12 protein-coding genes are annotated in these 10,352 nt (G+C 44.0%); 3 read left to right on the top strand and 9 right to left on the bottom strand.

The window, feature by feature from the left end; translation table 11 throughout:
• Nucleotides 1-17: 17 nt before the first annotated feature.
• Nucleotides 18-1,124: an Mrp/NBP35 family ATP-binding protein gene (locus QZ735_RS18325; protein WP_294251658.1), complete on the top strand. Its 1,107-nt coding sequence runs from the start codon at nt 18-20 to the stop codon at nt 1,122-1,124.
• 26 nt (nt 1,125-1,150) lie between these two features.
• A complete protein-coding gene (locus QZ735_RS18320) occupies nt 1,151-1,399 on the top strand; it encodes a NifU family protein (protein WP_294251656.1) in 249 nt (82 codons plus the stop codon).
• A 32-nt stretch (nt 1,400-1,431) separates the two neighbouring features.
• Here QZ735_RS18320 and QZ735_RS18315 read toward each other — a convergent pair whose 3' ends face one another.
• Nucleotides 1,432-1,566 (bottom strand): hypothetical protein, encoded by a 135-nt coding sequence (locus tag QZ735_RS18315; RefSeq protein ID WP_294251654.1) that lies wholly within the window; start codon nt 1,564-1,566, stop codon nt 1,432-1,434.
• 597 nt (nt 1,567-2,163) lie between these two features.
• On the opposite strand from QZ735_RS18315, the gene QZ735_RS18310 reads away from it, so the two are divergent.
• On the top strand, nt 2,164-2,778 hold the full coding sequence (locus tag QZ735_RS18310) for a response regulator transcription factor (RefSeq protein ID WP_294251650.1): 615 nt from the start codon (nt 2,164-2,166) through the stop codon (nt 2,776-2,778).
• Nucleotides 2,779-2,813: 35 nt separating this feature from the next.
• Here QZ735_RS18310 and QZ735_RS18305 read toward each other — a convergent pair whose 3' ends face one another.
• The 8 genes from QZ735_RS18305 to QZ735_RS18270 form a co-directional block, all read right to left on the bottom strand.
• The gene (locus QZ735_RS18305) at nt 2,814-3,197 is read right to left on the bottom strand and encodes a barstar family protein (RefSeq protein WP_294251647.1); all 384 of its coding nucleotides are present in this window, start codon (nt 3,195-3,197) and stop codon (nt 2,814-2,816) included.
• A 39-nt stretch (nt 3,198-3,236) separates the two neighbouring features.
• Complete coding sequence (locus tag QZ735_RS18300; protein WP_294251641.1) at nt 3,237-3,527, bottom strand: hypothetical protein; 291 nt, start codon at nt 3,525-3,527, stop codon at nt 3,237-3,239.
• A gap of 4 nt (nt 3,528-3,531) precedes the next feature.
• Nucleotides 3,532-4,365 carry a Sir2 family NAD-dependent protein deacetylase gene (locus QZ735_RS18295; RefSeq protein WP_294251639.1) on the bottom strand — a complete coding sequence of 278 codons (834 nt, stop codon included), beginning with the start codon at nt 4,363-4,365 and terminating at the stop codon, nt 3,532-3,534.
• Nucleotides 4,366-4,456: 91 nt separating this feature from the next.
• Nucleotides 4,457-7,498 carry a choice-of-anchor I family protein gene (locus tag QZ735_RS18290; RefSeq protein ID WP_294251637.1) on the bottom strand — a complete coding sequence of 1,014 codons (3,042 nt, stop codon included), beginning with the start codon at nt 7,496-7,498 and terminating at the stop codon, nt 4,457-4,459.
• Between the two features lie 392 nt (nt 7,499-7,890).
• Nucleotides 7,891-8,043 carry a hypothetical protein gene (locus tag QZ735_RS18285; RefSeq protein WP_294251635.1) on the bottom strand — a complete coding sequence of 51 codons (153 nt, stop codon included), beginning with the start codon at nt 8,041-8,043 and terminating at the stop codon, nt 7,891-7,893.
• The gene (locus tag QZ735_RS18280) at nt 8,040-8,693 is read right to left on the bottom strand and encodes an NAD-dependent epimerase/dehydratase family protein (protein WP_294251633.1); all 654 of its coding nucleotides are present in this window, start codon (nt 8,691-8,693) and stop codon (nt 8,040-8,042) included. Before QZ735_RS18280 ends, QZ735_RS18285 begins: the two co-directional genes overlap by 4 nt.
• A gap of 320 nt (nt 8,694-9,013) precedes the next feature.
• On the bottom strand, nt 9,014-9,898 hold the full coding sequence (locus QZ735_RS18275; RefSeq protein WP_294251630.1) for an exopolyphosphatase: 885 nt from the start codon (nt 9,896-9,898) through the stop codon (nt 9,014-9,016).
• Nucleotides 9,899-9,901: 3 nt separating this feature from the next.
• On the bottom strand, nt 9,902-10,352 hold a 451-nt coding region (locus QZ735_RS18270; protein ID WP_294251628.1), incomplete at its 5' end, for a hypothetical protein.

Raw genomic sequence — 10,352 nt, 5'->3', positions numbered from 1 at the left:
AACAATTTATTTAGTTTATGTTGACGAAAGAAAAGGTTCAGGATTTCCTTAAGGAAATAGAAGTTGATGATTTGGTGAACAACCTGCAGATCATGGGCGCTGATGTATATATAGACATGACGGCACACTCTCCGGCCATGCACGAAAAGAAAAAACTGGAGGCAGCCATGAAACAGGCATTTGCCAGCGAATTTGGGGAAGAAGTGAATCTTAAATTAAAGATCGTCTCTCCGGAGCCGAGCGAAATTCAGCAAAGTCAGATCAAAGGGAAGCAGATTCCCGGGATCCAGAATATCATAGCCATCGCTTCCGGAAAAGGAGGGGTTGGAAAATCTACGGTTTCTGCCAATATGGCGGTAACACTAGCCAAAATGGGCTTTAAGGTAGGATTGTTGGATGCCGATATTTACGGGCCGTCCGTTCCTACCATGTTCGATACCGAAGGAGAAAAACCGATCTCCGTGGAAGTAAACGGTAAAAACCTGATGAAGCCTGTGGAAAACTACGGGGTGAAAATGCTGTCGATTGGGTATTTTTCAGGGTCCAACCAGGCGGTGGTCTGGAGAGGGCCGATGGCCTCAAAGGCCCTGAACCAGATGATCCGTGATGCGGCATGGGGCGAGCTTGACTTTTTGCTGATTGACCTTCCTCCGGGAACAGGTGATATCCATTTATCCATCATCCAGGAAGTACCGGTTACCGGAGCGGTGATCGTAAGTACGCCGCAGCACGTTGCCCTGGCAGATGTAAGAAAAGGGATTGCCATGTTCCAGATGGAAAGCATCAACATTCCGGTGCTTGGATTAATCGAAAATATGGCGTATTTTACGCCGGAAGAACTGCCGGAGAACAAATATTACATTTTCGGGAAACAGGGCGCGCAGTACCTGGCTGAAGACCTGGGGATTCCTGTACTGGGAGAAATTCCTCTGATCCAGAGCATCAGGGAGGCAGGGGATGTCGGAAGGCCGGCGGCACTGCAGGAAGGTTCTGCCATTGCAGAAATCTATACGGAAACTGCCCGCCGGATGGTGGAAAGCCTGGTAGAAAGAAATAAAAGCCTTCCTCCTACCGAAGCGGTAAAAATTACCACAATGGCAGGCTGCTCACCAAAAGCAAAATAATGATTCAACAAGCCGAAAACCAAAATATGGAAACAAATATAGCACACGAAGATACCGTAACCCGAGTAATGGAAGCCCTTGAAAGCATCCGCCCGTTTTTAAATAAAGACGGTGGCGATATCGAGCTCATTGATGTAAAAGACAGCCTGGTATACGTTAAGCTTTTAGGAAACTGCTCCGGCTGCTCGCTGAATTTTTCTACCCTGAAATTAGGGGTGGAAAACACCATTAAACAACATGCCCCGGAAATTGAAAGGGTGGTAAGCGTAGAGTAAAAGTAAAAAAAATATATTTTTCAGACAGGTCCTCATGGGTCTGTCTTTTTTATTGTCATTCTCTTTCTCTTTCTCTTTCTCTTTCTCTTTCTCTTTCTCTCTATCTCCATCTCTATCTCTATCTCTATCTCTATCTCTATCTCTATCCTTGTATTTAAACTCTTCATCCTGTACAATAGAAATTTTTTCCGATACATCATCCTGAGATCCGGCTGCCCCCGGGAAAGACGGTTGTTCCCATGAATTGAGATGTATATTCCATAATGCCTGATGAAATATAGCAAGGAACAAAGAATATTCAGACAGATGACCATTTTTTTATTCTGCATGATAAGTGCCTGATGAACAAATTTTTAATCACACATAGGAGATAGCCTGATGATGTGATCCTGCTGTATGAGAGGGTTAAAAGTGCTTATTTTAAGAAACTGTTAAAGAAAATTAAGATTCTTTTATAGTAATAATTCTACTTTCTCGTGACAATTTAAATCTTACTTTTGTAGTGAATTATTCAGACCGGTACGGAATGCAGGAGGACATATTTCACTTTTTATGTAATAAAGCGATAAAAAATCAGAATGGGTATTCATCTCATGCTTTCACAGGCAGGAAAACCATAGCATAAACTGCCGGCAGTTCCCTGATACCAATAGAACAGATCATTTTGGATCTACCGGTTTTGGTCTGTAACTTGTAGTGAAAATTTTAAAATTAAACAGAAGCTCTGATTTTCCTGACCGGAAAAGCGGATTAAACTAAATACTATGAAAAATATACTCATTGCAGATGGTCATTATGTTGTACGGACGGGTACGGCGCTGGTGCTGAAGTCTAAACTCCAATATCCGTGTACAATTGATTTCGCTGAGACTTATTCTGAAACCAAAATAAAAATTACTGAAAAAAACTACGATCTCCTGATCCTTGATATCGATATTCCCGAAGGCATTTACAAGGCTATGGTAAAGGATCTTAAAAAGAAACAGAAACACCTTAAAATCCTGCTTTTCGCTTTGTATGATGACAATGTCGGAATACAGTACATAGAAGAAGGCGCAGCCGGATACCTGAATAAAGGGGCCTCGGAAACTGAAATCCTGGAAAGCATTTCAGGCATATTTGAGGAAGGCTACCACTACAGCGTGGAGATGATGAAAAAGCTGGTGTCCCAGTCTGCCGAAAGCCATTCTGTAGAGCGGCTTTCAAAAAGGGAGTTCCAGATCTTTAAGCTGCTTGCAGAAGGCAACGGCAATATTGAAATTTCCAATACGCTGAATTTAAAAATGTCCACCATCAGTACCTATAAAAAGAAGATTTTTGAAAAGCTGCAGGCAAAAAATGTAGTAGATCTGGTACGGATTTACGATGATATCCATTAAGCAGGAAACACTGTATAAGCCTTCCGCGATTATTTTTATTTTAACATAACCCTGACATCGAAGCTTTCAAAAATAGCTATGATGTCAGTGAAATTTCTCTTCAGCAGTTTTTTGCTTCTCTGATGGTTGACCCAGGTTATTTCCGAAATGGATTTCACACCGAAGCTTCCCCGCAGACAATCCGTCAGGGCACCTTTGTTCCTGCCGAAATATCCGGTACTACCGTGTATTTCCTCACCAAGCGCGCAATAGAATCCGTCCTCGTTATGGAACCGGCTGCCATCAATGCGGATGAACAGATTTTCCCTGTCGGGCCCGGGTTTCGTAATATGCAATGCAAATACCAGCCATCCCTGTAATTCATCCCTGTTCAGTTTTTTCCAGCAGTCCTTTCCGCTGATTTCGTTGTTAAGGTACATTTGCAAGGACTTTTGAAAACCTTTGGGTTTGAACCATACCTACCCGCTTAAACAGAGTGTATTCCGTTTGGATTTGCCGATGCTGATGCTGCTTATAAAGGTTGAATGAATTATGGAGCCGTTTGCATCCAGCATATGGATAAAACCGTTATGATCATAAGTCAAAGCTGCTTTTTCGATCTCATATTTCAACTTTGCAGTATCCTGAACATTGATCAGCCTGAGTTTCCGGTAGCCTATATTCGATCTGTTGCTTTCAAGATTTCTTACCTCGCCGATGGAGGTAATCAGGTTGTTTTCAGAACCTGTATCGAGGGAAAATGCAAACATGCTGTTATTGCTGGAGTTTTATATTTCTGATGATTTCATCAATCCATCTTAAGGCTTCAGTTGATGTTTCCCGCACAATGATTTTATTTTTTTTATTCTTGATCAATCCTGTAAAATGATTGTCTTCCGTGTTGATATCAACAAGGGTTGCTCCGTATTTCATTGCAGTCTCTGCTATGGCGAAAGGAAGATTGGTGGCACCGGAGGTTCCGATGATAAAAAGAATTCCGCTGTTTTTGGCAGCCTTCAATGCACTGAATCTCTTATGGGTCTTCTCGTTATAATATTCATCAAACCATAAAATATTCGGCCGCATCCAATGTCCGCAGTTCCGGCAGGTAAGAAGCTCAATATCACGTTCCGTAAGTTCTTCATCGATGTTTTTACCGGTGATTTCTTCAGGAAGGCTTATTATTTCCCTGCATCCGTTCGAACATTTGATTTCCCTGTTGTTTCCGTGGATTTCATAAAGCCTGCGGCTTCCTGCCCGCCTGTGAAGATTATCTACATTCTGTGTAATCAATTGAAACCTGTCCTTCAATACATCTTCAATACCGGAAAGAAGGAAATGGCTTTCATTCGGGTCTGCACTTTCGAACATTTTTTTCCTGAATAAAGTATATTGCAGCACTTCTTCAGGGTGTTGTTTAAAATAAGCCAGCGTACCGAATTCTTCAGGTTTATGAAATGCTGTCCCTTTCACCCATATTCCGTCTGTTCCACGGTACGTGGGAATGCCGCTGTCGGATGAAATGCCCGCTCCGGTAAGGAAGGTGAAAAGATTCCGCTTTTCTTTGCGGTAAACCTGGCGGATGATGTCTTCCAATTGTTCTTTCATGGGCTTAAAAAAGTTAAAGCTACTCAATTTTCCCGTAACAAAAAAGCCCCGGATGATCCGGAGCCTGGTTTAATCAATCAAATTCTATATTCTATTTTACAATAAGTCTCTTTATATGCCCTTCTGAGGTTTTTAGAAGGTAAACGCCTTGCGTAAGTGCTGAGGTGTCAATGGTCAGTCCGTTTTTTCCTTTACCGATCATTTTTCCGGACATATCGTACAGTTCATAGTCCTGCGCTCTGTTGAAGTACACCAGATTGCCTTTCGTTACAGGATTAGGGAAAATGTTGAAGGTTGCCTTTTCCTTGTTTGCCTCACCGGTGGCCAGGGTAGGGGAACCGGCTACTTCATACAGGGAAAGGGTTCCGCTGATCTCGTTGGCAATCACCACATATCCTTTTCCGGTGGTGGTGTTTTGGGGAGCAATGTAAATGATGCCTTCCGGTCCGTTATCACCGCCAAAGGCAGAGGTCGTCCTGGAATTTTTATAATCCGTAAAAGTAGGGTTATTAGGATCGGTAATATTATATACCATCACACCGCCGGTCCTTTCAATGGTAATGAAAGCGTAAGTCTGTCCGTTGATGGTTCCCAGGGCAACACCTTCCGGTTCCGGGCCTTTGGCCCGGCTCCTGCTTTTCACGGTATTCGATTCGTTGTCGGCATTGAAGATCAAAGGATAATTTGCCGCGATATACCGTTCAAACTGGTCGCCGCTGTCATACACGATCTGTTTTGTATCGGCATTGAAGATAGAGAAGGAGCGGGCTCCCAGTGCTGCAATCTCCTCAAAGTCGGTGTCGACGTCCGTATTTCCGGTGGCATTCGTTACCCTGAACCTGCCGAGATTGTATGAAGCTTTCAGGACGGATGCCTGCGGGAAAACAGACGGGTCCATTGCATAGCTTGCAGCTCCCACGGTAGTTCTTTCACTGAACCCGGAGAGGTCTTTTTCATCGCCTTCATTGGCAGTAACGATATAATGGGTATTCCCGACTTTATAGTTCTGGAAAGCATCGGGCGTATAATAGGTTTTTACCGGCCAGTTGGCAATCAGGATTTCACCGTTATTATCCGAGGCATCGAAACCGTTTCCGGGAAGGCTCATGTCTTTTTTGCCCAGTCCCCAGATTCCGGCAATGCTTTTCGTCGCCAGGTTGATTTCTGCAATGGCATTGTTTTCCTGAAGTGTTACCCAGGCCTTCTGGCTGTCTGCACTGATGCTGATGTATTCAGGCTCCAGATCCTGGGAAAGGGTATTTCCGGTGCGTACTTTTCTCAGTCCGGTAGCTGTCAGTGCCGCAACCTGGGTGTCGAAAGCATTGAAGTTCAGGGTGGTCACATTGCTCTGGGTAAGGCTGGCTATACCGCCTGAGATGTCGATGATACTTACGGTTCCCTCCGGATCTGCCGTATAAGCATCATTCGGTTCCCCTTCATTGGCAGTCATAACTTTGGTGCCGTCCGGTGAGAAGGTTACCATATCGGGCAGAGCGCCTACCGTTACCTGTTTCAGGAAATTTCCGTTAATATCGAAGAAGACTACTGATCCGTTCTGCTGCGGGTTGGCATTTGGGGAAGCGGCGGCAATAATCCCGTTTTTTACAGCAATGCTGGTGATTCCGCCGTACGGGGCCATATTGACGGTACTGATGACCGAAGGCGAATTGGGATTGCTGAAGTTAATGATATCGAAAACATCGGTCAGGGAACTGATGGTAAATAATCTCTGGGTGGAAGGATCGTGCACCACGATCTCCGTGGAACTGTTATTATTCCCGGAAGGGTCGAAACTGCCGATATAGTTCAGCTGGATCTGATGGGAAGGGACGGGCGCCGGCTTGTCATTGTCAACGATGTATACGGTAGCGTTGCCGTCACCGGAAATGGTTGCTCCGGAAGGGTTTTCCAGGCTCAGCACAAAATATTCAGCCTGCTGTTCCTGCATGGCATCATCAATAATCGGGATATTGATGGTAAAGCTGCTGGTAGAAGGTGTCAGGGTAAGGGTTTGACTGGATAAAGTAAAATCATTGCTATCCGCAGTACTGAAAGGTGCCGGCTTTACCACCAGGTTAACCGCAGCATTCGAAGGATTGCTGACATTGACCTTAAATGCCAGCGTGCCCGCATTTTCATTGACCTTGATGAAGTTTTTATCCAGTGATACCGAAGTGGCGCCTGTGGTAAAAACGGAAGACGTAACAGCGGTCAGGGAATTGTCGCTGGTATCTTCCACCATATCCGGTTTCAGGGCGAGGTAATAAGTCTGATTCGGAACCATTCCGGAAGACGGGATAACGGTAATCTTATTATTGGAGAAGGTGGTGGTAAAGGGAACAACGGGACCGGAAGCACTTCCGAGGCGGAAATCAATCAGCATTTGTGCATTGGAATTGTTGATGGCTGAATTATCGGTTAACCTTACGTTTTCATTGAAAGTGAGGGTAGGGTTTACGGTAGTCGGGGCATTATTCGTGTTGTTGGCAGGAAGATAGGTTACGGCAGGCGGCGTGGTATCTGCTCCTCCGAGGGCTGTTGCATCAACGGTAAAATTATCGAAGCGGTTATTTCCCACGCTTCCTCCTGAGCCGGCTGCAAACTGTACCTTAAGTCTGAAGTTGGCATTGTTGGCCACACCCGGTACTGCAGAGAAGTCAAAAGTAATCAGCTGAGGATTGGCATCCTGCGGGGCCACGGTCTGGTAGGGCTGGAAGTTGATTCCATCCGTGGAATAGGACCAGTTCTGTGTCCCTGCTCCGGAGCCTGACCTTCTGGTTGTAAATTTCACAACAATATTGCCGTAGCCGGTAGTGGGAAGGCTGAACTGCAAATTTCCGTTGACAGGGTAGTTGTATCGCAGATGGCTTCCGGCAGGATCCCCGTTCCGGGCATTCAGATTGTCAACGCTGAAATTCTGTCCGGTCCCGCCTGCAAAATCCACTTCTGTAGTTCCGCTGGTAACGGCCGCCAGAGAACCTGATAACAGGGTTGAGGTAGGTGCCATAAGGGCGGCAGCAGAGGTATTGTTATTGAAATTCCAGTAATGGATCAGGGAAGACTGTCCGGAAACTGTTCCGTAAAGAAGAAATGCAGCTGCAACAGAGCTTTTGAGCAGATAGTGATGAATCATTTTTACTGATATTAAATATATGCAAAAATGAAACTTCTCTCCGGCAAACGTTTTAAGGTAATTTTAATAAATGATTAATAAACAGGTAATCTCAAACCAGATGCAAATGACGAAGGAAAGGTTTCACAGGTTTCAAAATGTTATGTTAACGCGGTAGATCATTCATATGCGCGGACAGATCACTTCCTTTTACCCGCTACCTTTTAGTCCGGAAATTAAAGTACCGATATAATGACTGATGTTGTACGTAGAAAATAATGAAAGTAAAAATCTGAATGATGCACCGCGGGCTTAGTCTTTCACAGGAATGCACGTGAAAATACATGCAATAGGATCTTATTGCATGAAAGGGAATTTTTTATAAAGGGGCTACCTTGATTGGCAAAGTCGTTTTACTTCGATATGTTACCGATAAAATTAAGGTTTTTTCCGGTGGCTTTCCTTCCGTCCAGCGGATGTTTCTGCATGTAGAAGAATCCTGAAACGGCAGTCACCACCAGCAGGATAAAGGCAACCAGGAAAATTCTTTTGATCATTTCTTTCATATTGCTAAATTTTTAATGTCTTTGATTTCTAGTGTCGATACGGGGTATCCTTTCTGTACGGCATTGATCATTGCTTTACCCACTTCCCGTAAAGTTAATGATTTTGACGGAAGTACAATAGGGAAAATCCAGATAAAAGGCTTAAAAAACCATTTGACATGTTCTTGTCCCTCAACAGGTTTCATAAAACCCGGCCTGAAATTATAGGCCGCCCTGAATCCGAGTTTCCGGAGTGCATTTTCCGTTCTTCCTTTTACCCTTGCCCACATCATTTTTCCGCTTTCCGTTTTGTCGGTGTAGACCCCGGATACGTAGTTGAAAACCATATCCGGATTGTGGCGGAGTACGGCTTTTGCAAAATGGAGCGTTGTGTCAAAGGTAACTTTCGTATAGTCTTCCTCGTTCATTCCCATACTGCTGGCTCCGGCGCAGAAGAATACAGCGTCGTATCCTTTGAAATGGTCATCATTTATATCCAGTTCCAGGAAATCAGATACAATATATTCTTTTAGTTTGGCATGTTTCTTTCCGGAAGGTTTCCTGCTGACACTCAGGATTTCGGAAATTTCAGGATTCTCAAGGCATTCCATCAGGATGCCTTCACCCACCATTCCCGTAGCACCGGTAAGAATTATTTTAATTGATTTCATTTTCCCTATCTTTAGTGTTATTGTCGTTTCAGCAACAATTTTACTTTAAACAGCAGCAAAAATTATACTGCTTTTATGGGTGTTAACTTTTTTTAAAGGCTTTTAACATATTTATACAGTGGATTATAGAACAGATATGTTGCAGGTCAGTGGGACAGAAAAAGGAAACGGGATTTCGTCCGGATCCTGTTTTCCGTATGGCTGACCGGTTATTGCAAAAGGCAGTATAGTCCTGTTAAAGATGATGGCAGGATCAAGAGGTGTGGCATAATAAAACCGGCCGCGTCAGGGCCGGTTGAGTCTATTGTTTCGGGCAAAAACTATTTTTTTACCTGTAATTTGCTGTAGATATTATGGATCAGGCCATCGGCCACGGAAATCTTAGGAACAAAAATCCGGTTGATTTCAGACCAGGTCATGACGTTGTTGAAGACTTTCAGGGCATGTACCAGTACATCCGCGCGGTCTTCCCGGAGGTTATATTTCGTCATTCTCTCATCTACACTAAGATCATCAAACTCCTTGTAGACTTTCTTAAGATGCGCGAGCGACATCGGTTTGCCGTCTTTGGTTTTGCTCATTGAGAACACCTTATTGATATTGCCCCCTGAACCGATAGCGACGATCGGTTTCTTGCTGTTGATATTCTTCCGGATCTCTTCCTTCATATCTTTCCAGTTGTCAGGCGTTACCAGGTTGTTCAGCAGCCGGATGGTCCCGATGTTGAACGATTTTTCATAGATCATTTTCCCGTTTTCATAGAAAGTAAGTTCGGTGGACCCGCCGCCCACATCAATATACAGATAAGCGAACTCTTTATCCAGTCCTTCGGCTATATGGTTCTCAAACACCAGAGAGGCTTCTTCATCACCGGAAATAATTTCAATCTGGATTCCTGAGGTTTTCTTCACTTCACTGATGATGTCCTCCCCGTTGGCGGCATCGCGCATGGCACTGGTAGCGCAGGCCCGGTAATGCTCCACTTTGTAGATTTTCATCAGGTCACTGAAGATCTTCATGGAGTCGATGACCATTTTCTCTCTTTCTTCCCCGATTTTTCCCAGGGTAAAAACATCCATTCCCAATCTCAGGGGAATCCTCAGCAGGTTCAGTTTGACGAATTCCGGCTGGCGGTTGTTTATTTTCACTTCATTGATCAGGAGCCGGGCAGCGTTACTGCCTATGTCTATAGCGGCAATCTTCATTTTTTAGTACTCTTTTATAGATTGTTTGTATAAAGGTAAATCTTTACCCAGAAAATTTCCGGAATTATCAAAAAAATAATAGCCCGGAGGCGTGTCTTTCTCTCTTACCCGTATGTAAAAATAATTTTTTCTTCTGAAAATCCTGCCGTTTTTCAGGTCTTCTCCGTCATCATTATATAATTTTCCGTTTTTATCGGTAAATGTATAGCCCCGCTCATCAGGGCTGTTTATCCGGTATAGGTAGTTGTTTACCCGTTTAATTTCGGTAAGATTCCTGTCTAAAATCACCTCACCCCTGTAATTGATGAACAACCGTCTTTCACGGTTTTGCTTATCTTCAAACACGGCATTTCCGTTTGGGTCGATCTCTATATTATGATGGTTATAAGCAAGGTCGGGAAGTTTTTTAATGATTTTCTGCCGGTCATTTACAAGTAAAACTTCTCCCTTTTTC

This window comes from uncultured Chryseobacterium sp. (genome assembly GCF_913776365.1).
Lineage (GTDB): Bacteria > Bacteroidota > Bacteroidia > Flavobacteriales > Weeksellaceae > Chryseobacterium.
The sequence above is the reverse complement of the archived record's forward strand: the minus strand, read 5'-3'. Positions and strand labels throughout refer to the sequence as shown.